Annotated in this window: 16 protein-coding genes; 6 read left to right on the forward strand and 10 right to left on the reverse strand. The window is 59.4% G+C overall.

The window, feature by feature from the left end:
- Positions 1 to 9: 9 nt before the first annotated feature.
- From N645_RS0108395 to N645_RS0108405, 3 genes are all read left to right on the forward strand, one after another.
- Complete coding sequence (locus tag N645_RS0108395; protein WP_024461061.1) at positions 10 to 2,910, forward strand: TonB-dependent receptor; 2,901 nt, start codon at positions 10 to 12, stop codon at positions 2,908 to 2,910.
- A 164-nt stretch (positions 2,911 to 3,074) separates the two neighbouring features.
- A complete protein-coding gene (locus N645_RS0108400) occupies positions 3,075 to 3,908 on the forward strand; it encodes a DUF1080 domain-containing protein (RefSeq protein WP_024461062.1) in 834 nt (277 codons plus the stop codon).
- Positions 3,909 to 4,058: 150 nt separating this feature from the next.
- On the forward strand, positions 4,059 to 5,618 hold the full coding sequence (locus N645_RS0108405; RefSeq protein WP_024461063.1) for a cation:proton antiporter family protein: 1,560 nt from the start codon (positions 4,059 to 4,061) through the stop codon (positions 5,616 to 5,618).
- Here the strand turns inward: N645_RS0108405 and N645_RS0108410 are convergent, their stop codons facing one another.
- Both N645_RS0108410 and N645_RS0108415 read right to left on the reverse strand, forming a co-directional pair.
- Entirely contained in the window at positions 5,619 to 6,326 is a 708-nt protein-coding gene (locus N645_RS0108410) for a hypothetical protein (RefSeq protein ID WP_051174378.1), read from the reverse strand.
- A 22-nt stretch (positions 6,327 to 6,348) separates the two neighbouring features.
- Complete coding sequence (locus N645_RS0108415; RefSeq protein WP_024461065.1) at positions 6,349 to 7,308, reverse strand: HPP family protein; 960 nt, start codon at positions 7,306 to 7,308, stop codon at positions 6,349 to 6,351.
- 98 nt (positions 7,309 to 7,406) lie between these two features.
- Here N645_RS0108415 and N645_RS0108420 point away from each other — a divergent pair, with 98 nt between their 5' ends.
- Positions 7,407 to 8,066: a hemolysin III family protein gene (locus N645_RS0108420; RefSeq protein WP_024461066.1), complete on the forward strand. Its 660-nt coding sequence runs from the start codon at positions 7,407 to 7,409 to the stop codon at positions 8,064 to 8,066.
- A gap of 19 nt (positions 8,067 to 8,085) precedes the next feature.
- Here N645_RS0108420 and N645_RS0108425 read toward each other — a convergent pair whose 3' ends face one another.
- The 8 genes from N645_RS0108425 to N645_RS0108465 all read right to left on the reverse strand — a co-directional run bounded on the left by N645_RS0108425 (position 8,086) and on the right by N645_RS0108465 (position 15,039).
- A complete protein-coding gene (locus N645_RS0108425) occupies positions 8,086 to 8,400 on the reverse strand; it encodes a hypothetical protein (RefSeq protein WP_036160702.1) in 315 nt (104 codons plus the stop codon).
- Positions 8,400 to 8,789, reverse strand: coding sequence for a PH domain-containing protein (locus N645_RS0108430; protein WP_024461068.1), 390 nt, complete (start codon positions 8,787 to 8,789; stop codon positions 8,400 to 8,402). The genes N645_RS0108425 and N645_RS0108430 overlap by 1 nt, the downstream gene beginning before the upstream one ends.
- A gap of 99 nt (positions 8,790 to 8,888) precedes the next feature.
- The gene (locus N645_RS17435) at positions 8,889 to 11,228 is read right to left on the reverse strand and encodes a hypothetical protein (protein ID WP_024461069.1); all 2,340 of its coding nucleotides are present in this window, start codon (positions 11,226 to 11,228) and stop codon (positions 8,889 to 8,891) included.
- 74 nt (positions 11,229 to 11,302) lie between these two features.
- Complete coding sequence (locus N645_RS16810) at positions 11,303 to 12,043, reverse strand: energy transducer TonB (protein ID WP_036160705.1); 741 nt, start codon at positions 12,041 to 12,043, stop codon at positions 11,303 to 11,305.
- A complete protein-coding gene (locus N645_RS0108450; RefSeq protein ID WP_024461072.1) occupies positions 12,040 to 12,456 on the reverse strand; it encodes a biopolymer transporter ExbD in 417 nt (138 codons plus the stop codon). The genes N645_RS16810 and N645_RS0108450 overlap by 4 nt, the downstream gene beginning before the upstream one ends.
- 30 nt (positions 12,457 to 12,486) lie before the next feature.
- The gene (locus N645_RS0108455) at positions 12,487 to 12,882 is read right to left on the reverse strand and encodes a biopolymer transporter ExbD (RefSeq protein WP_024461073.1); all 396 of its coding nucleotides are present in this window, start codon (positions 12,880 to 12,882) and stop codon (positions 12,487 to 12,489) included.
- The gene (locus tag N645_RS0108460) at positions 12,872 to 13,615 is read right to left on the reverse strand and encodes a MotA/TolQ/ExbB proton channel family protein (RefSeq protein ID WP_024461074.1); all 744 of its coding nucleotides are present in this window, start codon (positions 13,613 to 13,615) and stop codon (positions 12,872 to 12,874) included. Before N645_RS0108460 ends, N645_RS0108455 begins: the two co-directional genes overlap by 11 nt.
- A 92-nt stretch (positions 13,616 to 13,707) precedes the next feature.
- Positions 13,708 to 15,039, reverse strand: coding sequence for an alkaline phosphatase PhoX (locus N645_RS0108465; protein WP_024461075.1), 1,332 nt, complete (start codon positions 15,037 to 15,039; stop codon positions 13,708 to 13,710).
- 343 nt (positions 15,040 to 15,382) lie between these two features.
- Between N645_RS0108465 and N645_RS0108470 the strand changes: the two genes are divergently transcribed.
- Both N645_RS0108470 and N645_RS0108475 read left to right on the forward strand, forming a co-directional pair.
- Entirely contained in the window at positions 15,383 to 18,220 is a 2,838-nt protein-coding gene (locus tag N645_RS0108470) for a TonB-dependent receptor (RefSeq protein WP_024461076.1), read from the forward strand.
- A gap of 166 nt (positions 18,221 to 18,386) precedes the next feature.
- Positions 18,387 to 19,469: an SO_0444 family Cu/Zn efflux transporter gene (locus N645_RS0108475; protein ID WP_024461077.1), complete on the forward strand. Its 1,083-nt coding sequence runs from the start codon at positions 18,387 to 18,389 to the stop codon at positions 19,467 to 19,469.
- Positions 19,470 to 19,544 lie beyond the last annotated feature (75 nt).

Consider the following 19,544-nt stretch of genomic DNA (forward strand, 5'->3'; position numbering starts at 1 on the left):
TTGTTCATCATGAAAACCCCAACCTTCCGCCTCAGCAAACTGGGTTTGCTGGGCCTTGCCATCGGTGCCGCCAGTTTTGCTCAGGCTCAGGAGGCCAATGAAGAGGCCGCCCCGGCCACCACCGGCCTTGAAGAGGTGGTCGTCACGGGCTACCGCGGATCACTGCTCAACTCGACCAACGCCAAACGGGACTCCAACGGATTCTCGGATGTGATTTTCGCCGATGATATCGGCAACATGCCCAGCCAGAACCTGGCCGAGTCCCTGGCCCGAATTCCCGGCGTTAAGATCAACCGTGAAGTGACCGGTGAAGGCCAGCAGATTTCCGTGCGGGGTCTGGGACCGAGCTTTACCAAAATTGCCCTCAACGGCAATGCCATGGCGGTGGCCTCTACCGGCAGCCTGACCTCCGGTAACCGCAACCGCGAAGTGGACCTGGACCTGTTCCCCACCGAGCTGTTCAGCAGCCTGGCGGTATCCAAAACCGCAACGGCCGGCCAGCTCGAAGGCGGGGTGTCCGGTTATGTGAACATGCGCACGGCGCGCCCTTCCGACTTTGATGGCCAGCATTTCAGTTACTCCCTGGAAGGGGCCTACAGCGAGCTGAGCGAGGATGTCAGCCCCAAGTATTCGTTCATGTACAGCAACTCCAACGAACAGTTTGGCGTGCTGTTTGGTCTGGCCGGTGAGCAGAAAAGCTCCCGGGTGGACGGCTATGAAGCGGTTGCGCTCTACACCGACGGCTGTGTGGCCGAGTGGAGTAACCCCGAGCGCACCAACTCGGCCTGTGTCGAAGGCAGCGAAGGCTTCAACCACTTTTTCTGGAGCCCTGAAGCCACACCGGACTACGCGGCGGCCAAAGACGGCGTGGCAGTGGGTGACCCGGTCGATCCGGTAGCCACCTCTGGTCTGGACGCCGAGACACTGGACACCGCCCTGCTGCCCTATCTCGGCCGTCCGATGACCGCCGTGGGCGACCGCGACCGGGTGACCGGCTTGCTCTCGCTGGAGTTCCGTCCCAATGACGATATGGAGTTCGTTCTGGACACCATGTATGCCCAGGCTGATCGTGACTTCACCCGTACCGAAGCCATGCTGTGGGGACGGCGCAACTACCTGCATCAAGGGGCGGCCATCATCCCCGAAGATGTCAAGGTTGAGAACGGTTATGTCACCGACGCAACCTTTTACAACGCCCACATCTGGGTAGGCTCGCATCAGTACACCGAAGACCTGAACTTTGTCAGTTTCATGCCCAGCATGGCCTGGCAGATCAGCGATGACTTCAAGGCCGACATCTCGGCGAGCTATACCAAGTCAGAATTCGATCGCGATGAGCCTTATGTGCTGTATATGTCCCCCGGTGCGACCATGCAGTACACCGTGTCCGGCACTCTGCCCTCGTTCAACTTCAGTCTCGACCCGGCCAGCCCCGATATTGGCTGGACCTGGCAACAGGAGTTTGACCAGAACGAAGACGGCGTCATTCAGGACAACGAGAAGTTCGGCGACCGGTTCCGTATCCAGCGCAACCGCCGGGTAACCGAAACCAACGGTTTCCATGCGGACTTCGCCTGGGGCGAAGATGCCGACGTCAGCGGCATCAAGTTCGGCCTGGCCTGGGATGAGAATTCCAGCAACATGGACGCCTGGGGCGGCACGCAGGAGTTTCAGGAAAATTTTGTGGACGGCTCCGATGCTGACCTGAATTTCTCTGACTACCTCGGCCCATCACTGGTTGACGACCTGGGCAGCAACATCAGCGGCTATAACGGGTACTCCGGTATCGCCCAGGTGGACTGGGCGCGCATCAAGGAGGCCACAAACTACAATGACTTCGAGCCGATCAAAACCAGCGGCGACCAGTTCGGCCAGACCGTCGGTAACATCAGTGAAGAAATGCTGGGCCTGTATGTGGAAGGCAACGTTGAGCAGCAGGTGAATAATCGGCCGCTGCGCATCAACGCCGGTATTCGCTGGGTGGATACCGAACAGACGGTGAGCACCGACCAGAGCGAAACCAAGGCGGATTACAGCAAAGTGTTGCCCTCGTTCAGTATGGTGTACGACCTGCGGGACGATATCAAAGTGCGCATGAGCGGTTCGCGCAGCCTGACCCGCGCTAACCCGGCGGACATGTTCCCCAACTCAGCCTGGGGCAGCTCCGGTATCGAATCGGTGCGTGCCGGCAACCCCTTCCTGACACCGTTCGAAGCCACCAACTTCGACATTGGCGGTGAATGGTATTTTGAAAATACCGGCTATGTCGGTTTCACTCACTTCATCAAGGAAGTGACCGGGTTCACCCGCTCCGACACCCTGACCGTGGACTGGCTGGACCTGCCCAACTACGGCATGGACATCAACAACATCGGCGAGGACCGGGAGCAGGCACTGGCCGAGTGTGGCGGCCCGACCGTGTGTACGACTCAGGTGAGTACCCGCAGTAATGTGGATGGCTATACCACGCTATCTGGCTATGAAGCCATCTGGGTAATGCCGCTCGACTTTATTGTGGAAGGCCTGGGCTTTGACACCAGTGCCACCCACATTAACCAGAGCGCCAGTGACGAGGATGCCATTGTGACCGGCATTTCCGACTGGACCTACAACTTCACCGCCTTCTACGAAACCGACCGTCTGCAGGCTCGTATGACCTACTACCATCAGGATGGATCGGTGTCCGGGTACACCAATGGGTTCGAGCTCAAGTCCATGGACCGCTCCCAGGTGGACTTCTCCGGCAGCTATCGCCTACCGGTGCTTGAAGAGCAGAACCTGACCATCACCTTCGATGCCTACAACATCACCGACGAACCGGTCGGCACCTGGCATCAGTACGAAGGCATTACCTTTGACGCCTTCTACCCCGGCGCCACCTATACCTTTGGTATTCGCGGCTCCTTTTAACGCGGTGCGATGCTGAGACCTCCTGCCCAGGGATGGGGACGTAACACCTTGGTCGGTGAATTCGTTCACCGGCCTTTTTTATATAGCAACTTTGTTTTTACATAATAAATTTGGCATCATTCCCACCCAGTACGATAAATCATAAACAAACGAGGCACTCCCCAATGCGCTGGACCCGACCCCTGCTCTATATCGGATTGGCCACTGTGGTCATGACCGGCTGTAACAGTCAGCCCAACACCCCCAATCACGCCGACCGGGAAGAATGGATCGACCTGTTCAACGGTCAGGATCTGGACGACTGGATCATCAAGATTGCCGGCTCTCCTCCGGGCGAAAACACCCTGAACACCTTCCGCCTGGAGGACGGCAAGATCGTGGTCAGTTATGACCAGTACGATGAACTGAACGGTCGCTGGGGCCACATTTTTTACAAGGAGCCCTTCTCCCACTACCGCATCGAGGTGGAATACCGCTTTGTGGGCGAACAGGTCGCCGGTGCGCCAGAGTGGGCCATTCGCAACAACGGCATCATGTATCACGCCCAATCCCCTTATGAAATGGCAATCGACCAGGGCTACCCCGCCTGCATGGAGGTGCAACTGCTCGGTGGCAACGGCACCGATGAGCGCCACACCTCCAATCTGGTAACGCCGGGTACTCATGCGGTTTATGAGGGCGAGCTGCGCGAGGATCACATCATCGAGTCGACCAGCAAGACCTATCACGGCGATCAGTGGGTCACCGCTGAAGTGGAAGTGCACGGCAATGACCTGGCGATTCACCGGGTGGAAGGTGAAGAGGTCATCCGGTACAGCGGCATGCAACTGGATGACGGTACGCTACTGCACGAGGGCTATATCGCACTGCAGGCGGAAAGCGCCCCTATCGAATTCCGCTCGGTGCGCCTGCTCAACCTGAAGGGCTGCATGGACGACAGTGCCAGCAACTACAAGTCCTATTTTGTGGCAAACGACCCGGACGCCTGCACTTACTGATGATGCACCGGGGTGAGTGACCGGCCATCCCTCATTGACCATCTCGCTTGAGCCGCCGTCCGAGTCCGGGCGACGGCTTTTTTATTGGCGTTGGTCAGATATACTAGCCACCCGTATACTGGACCCCTTGTTTCACCATCGGAGCTTTTCATGCTGGAAGCCGTCTGGATCGCATTTGCCTTCACCCTGGGATTTCTGGTTCACCGGATGGGCCTGCCCAACCTGATCGGCTACCTGGCCGCCGGCTTTGCCATCAGTGCGGTCGCCCCGGCACTGAACCTCCCCGAAGAGAATGGTGAAATACTGGATCATATCGCCCACCTGGGTGTGCTGTTGCTGCTGTTTACAGTGGGCTTGAAGTTGCGCTTGCGCAACCTGGTGCGCCCGGAGGTGATCGGCGGCGGGCTGCTGCATTTTACCGTGTCCTGTCTGGTGCTCGCCCCGGCGTTTTATCTGTTTATGGATATCTCGCCCTACACCGCTGGCATGCTGGCGGTGGCGCTGGCCTTCTCCAGCACCGTGCTGGCGGCCAAGGTGCTCGACAGCAAGCGAGAGTTGCGCGCCTTTCACGGACGGGTGGCCATCGGCATTCTGATTGTGCAGGACCTGATCGCCCTGGTGGTCATGGCCTTTGCCAACGGTGAGACGCCGTCCTGGTGGGCGCTGCTGATTTTCGCTCTGCCGCTGTTGCGTCCGGTGTTCTATCGCCTGCTCGACATGAGTGGCCACGACGAGTTGCTGATGTTGCTGGGCTTGCTGTTGGCACTGGCCGTAGGTGGCCAGGGGTTCGAGTCTGTGGGACTCAGCTCCGAACTGGGAGCGCTGGCCTTTGGCGCCCTGCTGGCCAATCACCCGCGCGCGACCGAGCTGTCCAACTCGCTCTGGAGCGTCAAAGAACTGTTTCTGGTAGGTTTCTTTCTACAGATCGGCATGGAGGGGTTACCTGACGCCGACATGCTGATTTTTGCCGCCATCATGACGCTGGTGCTGCCCCTCAAGGGGCTGCTGTTCTTCGTGTTGCTGCTGGCTTTCAAGCTCCGCGCCCGCAGCGCCTTTCTGACTGGTCTGAGCCTGAGTAACTACAGCGAGTTTGGTCTGATTGTCGCCAGTGTTGCACTGCCGGAGTGGCTGGTACCGATTGCCATTACCCTGGCGTTTTCCTTTGTGCTCTCGGCACCGCTCAACCACATCGCCCACCCGCTCTACGAGAAGCTGGCCAACCGCCTGCAGAAGCTGGAACGGGATAGCTGGCATCCGGACGAGCAGCCGATCTCCCTGGGTGATGCCGAGGTGGTGGTGATGGGTATGGGCCGCACCGGTGCCGCCGCCTACGAACGCCTGCAGAAGCAGGGCTATAAATTGATTGCCCTGGACTCGGACCCCGGCAAGGTGGACAAACACCGTAAGGCGGGACGCAATATTCTGTTCGCCGACGCTGAGGATCAGGCCTTCTGGCAGGGGCTGGACATGACCCAGATCAAGGCGGTGGTACTGAGCATGAGCGACTCGGAAGCGAAGATCATTTCCGCCAGAAAGCTACGCAGCAATGGCTTTGAAGGCTACATCGTGTCCCACAGTCTGTACGAGGATGAGGCCAACCGCATTGATGCCGCTGGCGCCAACCGGACGTACCTGACGATGAACGAGGCGGGCACCAGCCTGGCCGAGCACATCTGTCAGTACATGCAGACCGGGCGGGCCGAGCACTGATCAGGCGACGGCCTGCTCAAGGAACCGGCGCATCCACTGGCCGACACGCTCGCCCTGGTGAGGAACCGAGTAGCTGTCGAGCACCCGAGCCAGGTGGTCTGGCGTCAACTCCTGTTTGCGGTACTGCAACAGGGCCTGAGCATAGTCCACGCTGAATTCCGGATGGCCCTGAATGGCCAGAACCCGACCGGGGATATAGAAGGCCGCGTTCGGGCAGAAGTCGTTACTGAGCAGGCGTTCGGCGTCGGGCGGTAAGCGGATCACCTGGTCGCGATGGCTGATGATCAACGAGAGCGATTCGATGTCATCCACGAAGGGTGGCTTGGTCAGCAACGGATAGGTCATCACCCCCAGGCCCCAACCGGCGCCCGCGCGCCCGGCCTCTCCACCCAGAGCGTGCGCCAGCAGTTGGTGGCCAAAACAGACACCCACCATCGGTTTACCCGCCTCGAACAGCGCCCGGACATACTTGCGCAGTCGGCGAATCCAGGGCTCATCGGAAAAGGCATCGTACTGGCTGCCGGTGATCAGGTAGGCATCATACCGGTTCATGTCCGGCGGGTAGTCGCCCTCAATGACCCTGAAAATGTCCATCTCCCAGTCGAGCTGCTGACGCTCGAACAGCGCCTCAAACATTCGGCCGTAGCTGTGGTACTTAGGCTGCAACGCCTCTCTCAGAATATCCGCATCCAGAATGGCCAACCGCATGCACAGACTCCCGTCTTGTTGATCAACTACCGCCCAGCTTAACCCACCTTCCGCCGGATTCCACTACCTCGAAGCGTGCCCACTGCCGGAATTCTTCCCGCTGGCAAATCCCGGTCTCGTAGGCGTTGGCACCGGCGACGTTTTTATAGATCACCTGATCCCGACGCTGCTCCGCGGCATCCGCCGCATCGACGACCTGCCTCACGCACCAGCGATTGCCCAACTCGCCGTTGCTGTAGAAACGACCGGCATCAATTCGCTGCGGGTGCTCAACCTGTTGCTCGGCGTGTTCGCGTGCCAGCTGCGTCAGCTCCACCAGCTCTTCCGTCGTGATGTCGACGTAAGAATTCAGCTGCTCCATGGCGGCCGCCAGGTCTTCCTGACTGAGGGTGATGGAGCCGACTTTGGGCGGCGCGTGTTTGGTGTGATCCAGGCGGAGGCTCCAGTGCGCCGGATAGCGACGCCAGGCAAAAAAGCTGTTGAACACGACGGCCGTGGCCACCAGCGTGAGCGCATTCAGGGCCACCGGGGTGATCACATAGTGGTAACCCATGGAATGTACACTGGCCCCACCGATGACCGCCACCAGGGCGGTGGCACCACCTGGCGGATGAATACAGCGCAGGTAATGCATGGCGGCCACCGCCAGCCCAACGGCCAGAGCCGGCGTCCAGAGCGTACCGGGGAACAGCTTTTGGCAGCTGACTCCAACAACGGCCGAGACCAGGTGGCCGCCAATGACCGCCCAGGGTTGGGACAATGCCCCGTGCGGCACGGCAAACAGCAATACCGCCGAGGCGCCCATGGAGGCGAGCATCAACAGGGCACCGACGTCGGCCAGATACCAGTGGGAGAAGCCATAGACCGCCAGAATGCCCACGAAGGCACCCAGTGCCGAGAGCAGCTTTTCGCTGTGACGGGTCCGGTTGCGCTCAATGCCAAGATAGGCAAGAATTTCTCGCCAGAGAGAGGAAATAGACACCAAACTGTCCTTATGCACCAAAAAAGTGCGCATAGTATCATTAGCCGGACCAGTATGCGTCGGTTATGCTAGTTAAGATTAAACGTCGGGAGCACTTGATGAACACAGCCACTCAGGCTCTGAAGGGCCGCTTGCAGACGGTGGGCGAAGAAGCCGCCAATACCATCAGCCACGGGATCGGCCTGATTGCGGCCATTATTGCCACCCCCTTCATGGTGGCCCGGGCCATTCGTCTGGACGACCCGGCCTTTGTGGTGGGCGTCAGTATCTTCTGCGCGACCATGATCGTGCTGTACCTGGCCTCCTCCGTGTACCACATGCTACCGCATGGACAGGCCAAACGGATTTGCAAGGACATCGACCACTCGGCCATTTACCTGCTGATTGCCGGCACTTATACCCCTTTTACCCTAGGCGCTCTTAGCGGCCCCTGGGGTTGGACGCTGTTTGGCATCATCTGGGCGCTGGCGGCTTTTGGGGTGTTGATGAAGAGCCTGAGGAAGCTGCACCACCCGGTACTCTCGGTGGGGCTGTATCTGGTCATGGGCTGGATGGTGTTGGTGGCCATGCACCCGCTGACCCGCGAGGTGCCGGCCGCCGGCATCGCCTGGTTAGTGGCGGGTGGCGCATCTTATACGCTGGGCGTGGTGTTCTATGTGCTGGACTCGAAGGTCAAATTCGCCCACTTCGTCTGGCACCTGTTCGTTCTGGGTGGCACCCTCTGTCACTTTGTCGCGGTGTTCGGTTATGCCCACTGAATGAGCTTGAAGCAGAGGATCAAAAAATCCAGGCGATCATCAGCCAAAAAATCACAAAAAACAGGAAGAAGCCCAGCAGCATAAACTGCAACTCCCCCAACAGGCCGTCGCCGGAAGCCACAGCGAACACCAGAAACAGCACGACGGTGACGAAGAAGGAGACAATGGCGGCGGTTCTCAGCCCCATGCCGGGTTCGAGATAAGCTGCGGAGAACTCGGCCAGGGAGGGCAACAACAACATCGCCGCCACGCCCACCAACACCACCAGCGACACCAGGACAATGGCGATCTTGCGGGATTCGTTTTTATCCTTGCGATCTTCTTCCCCCACCATTACCGGGCGCCTCCGTTCTGGCGGGCCTTGATCAATTCACGCACCCGGTTGGGGTCAGGCATGCCCTTGGCTTCGATTTCCGGTTGGTCGCCGGCGGTAAAAATCTGGATGGTGCCAACACCAAAAATACGATTGAAAAAGCTCTGATTGACCCGAACGGTGCGGATGCCCGAAATACTGAACTCGGCCCGGTTTTTACTGAGCAGCCCCTGTTCGTACAGGATGTCGTGTTCTTTCACCGTCAGCAGTGAGCCCTTGCACTGCAGGTACCACCAGAGCAGGATCAACAAGCCGACCCCGAACACTGGAATCAGCAACAGGCTGACAATAAAACCGATGGGGTTGTTCTTGAACATGGCGGGGTGTTCGGAGTACAGGGGTTCGCTCATGACAGGCTCCTTATTCTTGGGTCAATGAGCTTGATGATAGCACTCCCTTGCCATCCCTGCAGCCGGGGTGGTTCACACCCCGGACGATTCCTCTGGGCTTCAACGCGCCTTGAGCAGCAGCTCGCGATAGCGGTTCTTGCCCGAGCCACCATCGGCGCCGCCATCGTAGACGTAACCATAAACCGCTGTGGCGTCGGCCTGCTTGACCAGCGCACCGCGTACCCACTGCACCGGTTCATGATCGACGAGCAACCGGGCTTCGCTCCACTCGCCTTCAGCCTGGCGTTCTGTATGGTAGAGGTGACCGGTATTCTCCTCAATAAACAGCACCTGAACACTGTTGCCATAGGCGATGGCGTCCGCCCCGGTCTGATCAGCGTCGACGGCGTTCTGGACCACGGTGCGGTCGCTCACCTGAACCGGGTCACTCCAGTTGCCCTTGGCGTCGAGCCGCCGCTCCCAGAGATAGCCGTCCGCCCGCCGATAAATCATCACGACCGTTTCGGACTCCGGCTGATACACCAGGGGCAGAATGGAGCCGATATCTTCACTATCGGTGCCGAGTCCCTCAGCAATGATTTGCCGCTCGGTCAGTTCATCATTGGGTAGTAATTGACGGTAGAACGCCCTGCCGTCATCGCCGGTGTAAGCCAGGTGCACCACACCATGCTTGCCGAGCACCAGCGCCGGGCCTGACAGAGCCGGACCGGTGTCGGCATCAATCACGGTTTCCTCGCTCCAGTCACCCTCGGGTGAGCGGGTGCGGGAGTGAATTTTATCGGGGCCACCGTATACCGCCACCACGCTACCATCGGAGCGCACCGCCATATCGGCCACCTGGGTAGGTGGCTCTTCGGGGGAGGCCAGTCGTTCGTCCCGAATGGTCCAGGTATCCGGTTGCTCGGGGTGATCTGAGGTGCGGAACACGTGATAGAACACATGATCGGAGGTCTGGTGCAGCATATGGATCATGTCGTCCACCCGAACCGAGGCGAAGCCTTCCAGGTCGCCGGTTTTGGGTCGGTGTGCGCCATCCACTTCGTACCAGCTCTCTCCACCATTGGTGGACTTGACAGTCATCAGGGCATTCCAGGTTTCCGCCGGTTCCATCAGAAAGTAAAGATCGCCATTGCTCGCCTCCCAGGGGCCGATGCGCATGGGCGTTTCCACAAAGGTACCTCCCAGGTGACCATCGGCGACTTCAAGCGTTACCGAGGCCAGCGCCTCCGACGCCAGTGGCTCTCCCGTCTGATCCACCAGCCGATACTCGAAACGGTCACCGGACTCGTTGAGGGCGGCTTCGTCGGAAAAGCGGCGAATCACGATGGGAAATTCCCATTCACTGTGCCCGCCCTCAGGTGACCAGACCGGTGTACGATCCGCGAAGCTGACGCCGGCACCACCGGTGAACGGTAGCAGGGAGACGCTCAACAGATCCCGGGTTGGGGCACCGTGCCCGAACGATGCGCTGGCCATAATACTGGTGCGAGGCGAGCGAGGTTGGCCTTCCACCACCAAGGCCCGCACGTCCGCCCGACCTCCTTGCGGCACATACAGTCCGGCGACGGAAGGGGGAATGTCCCGTTTGAGGTTTTCCGTAAAGACCAGTGCCTCATCATGGTATTCCACGATCAGGTTCTGGCCCGCCAGGATCAGTTTCAGCTCAAACCACTGTCCGGGTTTGATGTCGAACGGGTGAGTGGCGAGTGTGGACTCCCTACCTTCACTGACGCGGACCACCTGCACGGCGTCACCGGCTTTTACGTCCACGCGCAAATAGTTTTCAGCATCCTCATAACCGAACACGACGCCTGCCTGGGCATCCACCTCTGGCAGGCGCAGATCAACCGCAAACTCCAGAGGCTCCCAATGGGTTTCATAGCGCCCCAGGGCCAACAGTGCCAAGTCGTCAGACTGAAGCGTCAGGTGTCCTTCATCGCCATTCGCTGTCCAGGACAGCGCCGAGGCGTCGCCGCTGATGAGGTGCCAGAGCTCGTCCATCGCGTCACTGGGCTGGCGCTCGAAATCGAGTTCGTACACTTTGGCGGGCTGCGGGAAATTTTCGGCCCCCAGGGGCTCCCACTCGCCATTATTGCGGCGTACGTCAAGCCGGTAACGACGCCTGGTGTTATCCGCTTCGGCGGCTTCGACTTCAAAGCGAATCCGGAAGGGCTCATCGGCGAACACGGTGGCCGGCTCGTTGGAGTCGCTGGCCCAACCACCATCGTCATTCAGCGGCAAGCCGAACTCCGAGCGCACACGAAACGCGGTTTGCCGATCGATTTCCGTTTGGGCGACGGGTTGATTTTGTTTAGGTCCGGTATTGTTGCAACCCAGTAAAAGTAGCGCGCTCAGCGCACCGGCCAACAGCGGGACTATGACGCGAGGCTGGCGAGCCACAGAGCCCATAGTCGGCGCAACATTCATGATGTGGTTCATGGTTTTCCTCAGGACGTAGTTTGTCTATTTCGACATGGATTCAGGCTGACAGTGTCCGGTGAAGATACCGTCGGTCAATTCAGTCGGAAGTACACCGGCAGCGTCCAGGTCATGCGGCTCTGGGCAATGTCATCGGGCATCTTGGGCAAGGGGTTGGCCTTTTCGAGCATTTCTTCAACCGCTTCGTCCAGGCTGTTGTGCCCGGTCGGACGCATCAGTTCGTAATCGAGGATGTTGCCGTCCCGGTCAAAGGTGAATGACACCATGGCCATGCCCTGCTCGGCTTTGCGGCGGGCCCTCATGGGATACTCTTTGTGGCGTTCCAACCAGGCGCTGACCTGGGTGCGGTAATCCGGCGGCGCATCCTGAATGCCGCCCGTCGCACCGGCCTGCTGCCGATCCGCGGTGCGTTTGGCCTCCTGATCGCTGTGCTCATCAGCGGACTCGGTCGACTCGTCCGTCTCGACGGTCTGTTCCGGCTCGGGTTGAACCTCGGGTTCAGGCTCCGGCTCGGGTTCTGGTTCCGGCTCCGGTTGTGGTTCTGGCTCCTCCTCGGGTTCCGGCGTTTTGACCGGGGATTCCATAGGCTCGGGCTCAGGTTCCGGCTGCGGCTGAGGTTCGGGCTCGGGGGCCGGCGTCGGCTGAGCTGGCTTGGGTGGCGGTGCCAGCGCGATGGTGATCGACTGGGCCCCGGGATCTTCCGCGCGGTGCACGGTTTCCCGGTCTGAATCCAGACGCACCATGGCCAGGGTGTGCACAGCAAACGCCAGGGATAGGGCCAACAGCCAGTGGACGGGTCGCGGTTGTTGAATCATTCGCTTTCAGTCAGTAGTTGAATCTGGGCAACACCGCCGGCACGCAACTCGGCCAACAGTTCGGTCAGGACGCGGGCTTCCAGTCGGCGATCAGCGCGCACCTGCAAGGGAGCCTCAGGCTGCTCGCGCTGGGCAAGACGTTCCGCCAATCCGGCCGGCTCTATGGCCTCGCCCATCCAGGCCAAGCGCCCATCGGCACCAATGGCCAGGTATTCCGGCTGGCTGTCCAGTGCCTCAGCGTGACGGGTGGTGGCAGGGGTCACGGCAAACGGTGGTTCCTGGATCAGGGTGCCGCTGACCATAAAAAAGATCAGCAACAGAAACACCACATTGATCAGCGGCAGGACATTGTCCTCCGCATTGGTGGTTCGCCGGGGAATGGGCGGCAGGGAGAAATCGGTCTGTTTCAACATAGCGAGGTTTCGGTTACAGCGGTGGACAGATCAATCAGCGGTTTCGCCCAGCGCCAACGCCTGAATACCGGCATGGCCCAACTGGTCAAAGCTGTCGATCAATTCATGGAGCCTGACGCCATCCTCAGCGCGCAGTATCACCGAAGAAATACGCTCAGCCTTCAGGTCCCGAGTCAGTTGCTCTGCCAGTGCCTGGAGCGGATACGTTTGCTCGTCATAACGAAATTCTCCGCCGCCCAACAAATAGATATCGGCTGCGGGAATATCGTCATTGCTGGCCGTTTCACTACCGGTCGCCAACTCCAGGCCACTCCATTGGGCGAGGCTGGAGGCAAGCATAAAAAACAGCAGCAGGTTGAACACCACATCAATCAGTGGTGTCAGGCTGACGCTACGCTTACGACGGGGCGCGACTTCAATTTGCACCGGCCAGGGCCCCTTCCAACGAAGCGGACTTGGTGCGTTGTCCGGCTTTCGACGAGTTGCGCTCGCTCACCGATGGTTCGGTGCTATCAGCGGTGACGCGGTTGAAAACCCGACTGGTAAACACGCGACCCAGCGCATCCTGCATATCTTCGTGTAGGCGCTCGACACTGCGCTCCAGAAAGTTCAGAGCCGCCACCGTCGGAATCGCCACCACCAGACCCACGGCGGTGGTCAGCAGCGCTTCCCAGATACCGCCGGAGAGGACCGACGGATCCACCTGACTGCCGGCCGCTTCCAACTGGTTGAACGCGGCAATCATGCCAATCACCGTGCCCAGCAAGCCCAGCAACGGGGCGATATTGCCGATCACTTCCAACGGACGAAAATGCCGACGCAGGACATTGATGTCCCGGGATGCGGTGCGGGCCACTTCTTCCCGAAGGCTGTCTTCGGGAATGCCCGCTTCGCTGCCCTTGACGACCAGGTTCATGGCCTGGGCAATGGGGTTGGGCTGGCCTTTCAGACATTCGCCGGCTTTGTGAGTGTCACCCTTGCGCCAGGCGTCTATGGCCGGATCGATAAAACGGCGCTCGCCGAGACGGATGGTGCGGAATTGCCATAACTTCAGTACGACGATTGCCAGGGCGTAAATTGACATCAGCATCAGAACCATCACCACTGGACCACCCAGCTCCAATAATTCCGCTAACGTTGCCAAACTGAAACCGTTCATAATGACCTCTACTTCACTTTCGGTGTTGGTGGATGGCGGCCTTTGGCCTTATCCACCCGACATTGACTTGGTGATCATCGTCGTCGACGTGATTAACCGGCGTCTACAAAAAATGGGCCGCGCAGCTCGTAAATTCGGCCGTCGGTGTGATCGCCCGTGTAACCTTTCTGAGAGCTGAAGTACAGACGCTCGCCATCGGGACTGAATGCCGGACCACAAATTTCCGAGTCAAGCTGCCCGACCACATTCACCAGTTCAAACGGCGTGATATCGGCACCGACCACCACCAGACGCATTTCGCTACCATCTTCAGCCACCAGCACGTCACCACCGGCGGACACCACCAGATTGTCCACATCGTCAATGCCGGGATTGAAGGCCTGGTCGGACTGTTTGTCGTAAATCAGATCCAGCGTATTGGCGTTGGTATCCAGCGCCCACACTCGGTTATCACCTTTGGTGGTGAAGTACACCATGCCTTCGTGATACCAGCAGCCTTCCCCACCATCAAACCGTTCGGCATCGGCTACCTGTTTCCGGGTGGGCCGTTCGCGGCGTTCGGGATCTTCACCGCCCAGACGGGGAACCGGATTGGGCACTGTGCGCCACTGCACGGGACGGGTCTGCAGCGGATCGTCACCGGTCACGACTGCCACTTCCAGCCGCCCTTTGCTCAGATCGGCACGCCCACCCTCAGGGTAGTACTCGGGCACAAAGCGATAGAAGTTGCCGTCCTCGGTATCTTCAGTCAGGTAGATATGACGATGAACCGGGTCCACGGCCGCGGCCTCGTGTTTGAACACACCCAAGAGCGGTGCAGGCACGGCGAGCTGACGACCGGCGGGGTCGCACTCGTAAACCAGGCCTTCATCAATTTCTTCGCAGGTCAGCCAGGTTCCCCAGGGCGTGGGGCCACCGGCGCAATTGTTGGTGGTGCCGGTACAGATGGCGTAACTGTCGACCACCTCGCCTTGCGCGTTAAAGCGCAGTGCACCCACGCCGCCCTGGCGCCAGGCTCCCACTTCGGCGTTGGATACATACACCCAGCCGCCATCGTCCATCGGGAAGGTGGCGCCACCGTCGGGCAGTGCATGCCATACATAATCAGAGCCGGCATAGGCCCGCTGTCCGGTGCGCGCCACTTCGCGAACGGAGAAACCACGGGGCACCATCATTCGGGTGTTCGGATCGTTATCAACCACGACTTCGTGCAAGGTGCCGGCGAGGCTGGGAATGTTGCTGACTTTCTTTTTCAGAGCCAAGGGCTTGGCGGATCGGGGAGAACCCTGGGTGGTGCAACCCCACAGGCCCGGACCGACCGCGAGCACCCCCGAAGCGATCAGACTTCTCTGCAACAGGCGGCGGCGCTGTTCATTGACGAGGCCTTCGCGGTTCCCGGTCGCTTTGCATTCTACGTTTTTCATATCAGACTCAGAAATCCAATGGTTATGACGGCTCACAATAAAACGCCCTGACGCACTCCATCCTGAATGCATCACAGCGCGCTCTGCGTCGATTTTGATGAGCTTGAGTGTGCTCCCGGTATGTGACCCTGGCGTGACTCAACGGTGAACTTAAAGTGACGATTGAGTGACAACGCCGACCACCAGCCTGTCATGAAAGCTTAACCTGCTGTTCAAATGGCTGTCGCCCGACTGTCATATGAACCCGCTAGCGTGACGTCCTCTACCACAAAATCCGAGCCACTCCGGAAGAACAGGATGTTCTTCCGGAGATGGTTATTTCTTATGTTTAGGGGATAGCTCAATGTACACGATGAAAGTAAAACACCTATTGCGAGGTCTATTCGGCCTCTGGCTGGTTGCGCTCTGCGCAGCCGTCCAAGCCCAATCCACAGGGGCCATCAGCGGCCAGGTGACCGACGCCACCGGCGAGTTCACCTTTCCCGATGCGGAAGTCCGTATTGAAGGCCAACGCCGCCGGGAAGTGACCGGTCGCGATGGCAGCTTCCGTTTTAACAATGTGCCGGAAGGCCAGTACGAACTGGTGTCAGAGTACGGCGGTGCCATGCCAGAGCGAGTGGCCGTGACGGTCATCGCCGGCGAAACCGCCGAGGTCAGCATCCGCATCGGTGGTGGCAGCGAGCAGGACAATGCCAATCAGTTGAAAGGTCTGCTGATCGACAGCCAGGCGGCGGGTCAGGCCGCGGCGATCAACCGTCGTCGTCGGGCGCCCTCGGTAATCGACGTGCTGTCGTCAGACTCGGTGGGCAATTTCCCGGACCAGAACGTCGCCGAAGCTCTGCAACGCGCGCCCGGCCTGTCCGTTCAGCGCGACCAGGGTGAGGGCCGTTTCGTGGTCATCCGCGGTATTGATCCGAGCTTCAACTCCACCACCATTAACGGCATGCGTATTCCGGGTCCGGAAGCCGATTCACGCGCGGTAAACCTCGATGCGATTTCCTCGGATCTGGTGGAATCGGTCGAGATTACCAAGGCCATTACGCCGGATATGGACGGCGACGCCGTCGGCGGTAACATCGAAGTGAAAACCCTGACCGCCTTTGATCTGGGTGGCCGCAGCGGCAGCGTCACGGTGGGTGGCAGCTACAACACCACCAATGAAGAAACCAGCCCGGACATCTCGGCGTCTTACACCGACCTGTTCAGCATTGGCGATGGTGAAGATAACCTGGGGATTGCATTTGCCGTCAGCCAGTTTGATCGCGATACCGTTTCCGACGGCATTGAAGGGGCTCCCTGGGAAATGACCGAAACGCCGGAAGGCAATGAGGTCAACGCTCTGCTGGAAGGTGAACAGCGGGACTACGTTCTGACCCGCAAGCGCACCAGCGTCGCATTGAACTTTGACTATCGCCCGACCAATACCGACGAGTACTATCTGCGCACCCTATACAGTGAGTTCGATGACGCTGAAACCAAAGAAGAGAATATCTTCAAATTTGAGGAAGGCGACATTGAAGGTCTGGATGCGGACAGCGGCGAATTCGTTGGGGCTGAATACGAAAAAGCGCATTCCGACAGCAATAAAATTGTCGAAATCACCAGCTACAGCCTGGGCGGTAAGAACGAGCGCAACAACTGGTCCTTTGATTACAACCTGGGTTATGCCACGGCCGGTGAAGCGGGCGACCTGGAAATTACCGGTGAGACTCTGGCGGAAGATGTCGCCATGGGTTACGACAAGTCCGGTGATGCCCAGCAGCCGCTGCTGTACGTTATTGGCGATCAGGGCAGCAACGCCAGCGACTTCATTCTCGAGTCCGCCGAAGGTGAAAGCGTGTTCAACGAAGAGCGCGAACTGGCGGTTGCCTTCAATGCCCAGCGCGATGTGATGTTCGGTGAAGTGCCGGGCTTCATCAAGTTCGGTGCCAAGACCCGTCAGCGCGAAAAAGAAAACAATATCGACATCAGCATTTACGAAGATTTTGGTGATACCTACAGTATTGCCGACTTTGCCCAAGACTCGCCCGTGGACTATCCGCCCCGGGGCGATTTTGGCCCGGCGGTGGATCGTGACAAGTATCGCGACTTCTTCTACGGTAACCGCGATAACTTCGAACTGAATGCCGAAGACAGCCTGATCGATAGCGCGGCCGAGGACTACGATATCGAAGAAGACATCAACGCCGCCTATGTCATGGCCCAAGCCGAGTTCAAGCGCCTGACCGTGATTGGTGGTGTGCGTGTGGAAGAAACCGACTACGCGGCCCAGGGCACCCAGGTGACGATCGACGAAAACGTCAATGACGGCGAACCCCAGTTGAACGCTTTCTCAGACAGCAAAAGCTACTCGCATGTACTGCCCAGCCTGCACCTGAACTACGCGCTGCAGGACAACATGGCCGTGCGGGCCGCGCTGACCAGCACCATCGCCCGTCCGGGTTTTGAAGCCGCCGGTCCCTGGCAGATCATCGAAATCGAAGGCTCCGGTGATGACATCGAGCGGGTCGCTGAAACGGGCAACCCGGACCTGGAGCCACTGGAGTCCATCAACTTTGACCTGCGCTGGGAATACTACCCCACCGGGGTAAGCCTGATGTCCGCCGGTTTCTTCTACAAGGACATCAGCAACTACTTCCTGACCGCCAATGTCGCCGGTGAAGCCCCGTTTGAAGCTTTTGATGAGGTGACTCAGACCATCAATGGCGGGGATGCCGAGCTCTACGGTATCGAATTGGCCTATATCCGTCAGTTCGATTTCCTGCCGGGACCCTGGGACGGTCTGCTGCTGGATGCCAGCTACACCTTCACTGACAGTGAATCCGACCTGCCCGAGCGCGACAGCGGTATCCCCCTGCCCGGCCAGTCTGACCACATTGCCAGCTTTGCTCTGGGCTATGAGAAGCACGGCTTCAACATTCGCGTCGCCGCGGCCTACCGCAGCGAGTTTTTCGAAGAAACCGATGACGCTTCCGATCCGATGTTTGACCGCTACCAGGACAACCACCTGCAAGTGGACATCACCAGTAAGTACCGGATCAACGACATGGCCCAGGTGTACCTGAACCTGGTCAACATCAATGACGAGCCGCTGTACGCTTACTGGGGCAGCTCTGAATTCAACTCCCAGTACGAAGAATACGGCCCCACCATTGAAGCCGGCGTCCGTCTGGACTTCTAAGCGCCGAATTTCAGGGGCCCATAGGCCCTTGACGTCAGCCCCCCGGTGCGCCGGGGGGCTTTTTTTGTCTCCCCACTCTCCCGACCGCATCCCATGTCCCATGGGTGTACACTGGTCCCATAATCTCCCTTGGCCTGTCACCAGACCGGTTCTGGAGTCTCTTGCTATGGTGGTACTCGAACAGATTCTGAACGTTGCCCTGACCGCTGCGCCCTGGCTGCTGGCCGGCCTGTTGGCCGCAGCATTGATCAAAGCCCTGATTCCTGAGGCTGCCCTCTTGCGCTGGGTGGGCGGTCAGGGACTGGCCAGCGTCAGCCGCGCTGCGGTAATGGGTGCGCCACTGCCTCTTTGCTCCTGCGGCGCGATTCCCACCGCCTTTGCCCTGCACCGGGGCGGCGCGGGGCGGGGGCCCACCACCGCTTTTCTGATCGGCACACCGGGGATTGGTGTGGACTCTATTGCCATCACCTATGCCCTGTTGGGTCCCTTCATGCTGGTCGCCCGAGCCACTGGCGCCGTCGTTACCGCCATTGCCACCGGCCTGTTGGTGACCCTGGCGGACCACGCCCCCCGGACGAGGTCCGCCACGTCAGGACACCATGAGCCCAAAAGGCACGTCGGCGACGAGGCAGGCTGCTGCCAGAGCAACACCTGTGGCACCCGCCCAGTTGCAGCGGGGTCGAATGCCGAGACCACACAGACCTCCCTGTCCCATCGACTGCGGGACGGGTTGCGCTATGCGTTTGCCGACCTGCTGGATGATATCAGCCGCTGGTTGGCCGCCGGCCTGGTGATCGCCGGCATACTGATGGCGCTGGTGCCGCCTCAGGCCCTGGCCGAGCACGGCAGCGGCATTCCCGCCATGTTTCTGATGGCGATTGTCGGTATACCGTTGTATCTGTGTGCCACCGCTGCCACCCCCATCGCTGCAGGCATGCTGGTGGCAGGCGTCTCGCCCGGAACCGCCCTGGTGTTTCTCCTCGCGGCCCCCATTACCAGCATGGCCACCCTGGCCGTCATGCGCAAAGAAATGGGCGCCGCAGTCATGGCGCTGTATCTGCTGGGGATTCTGGTATCGACGGTTCTTGTCGGACTGGTGGCGGATCAGACCGTGCAGTGGTTGGGTATCGCCCCTGAGGCCCAGGTTGGTGCCACCGGAGGACTTCTGCCAACCTGGTTCGAGGCGGTCGCGCTGGCGGTGCTTGCCGCGCTGGCAATAACGCCATTAAGAAGACGAGTGCTGTTCTGAATACGGTTACATGTTGTCGGTCAGCTTATATCAATTCGCAATATCGGGCGTTTATTTTGGCGACAAACCACGGAT

Origin of the sequence: Marinimicrobium sp. LS-A18 (genome assembly GCF_000463525.1) — a bacterium.
GTDB lineage: Bacteria > Pseudomonadota > Gammaproteobacteria > Pseudomonadales > Cellvibrionaceae > Marinimicrobium > Marinimicrobium koreense.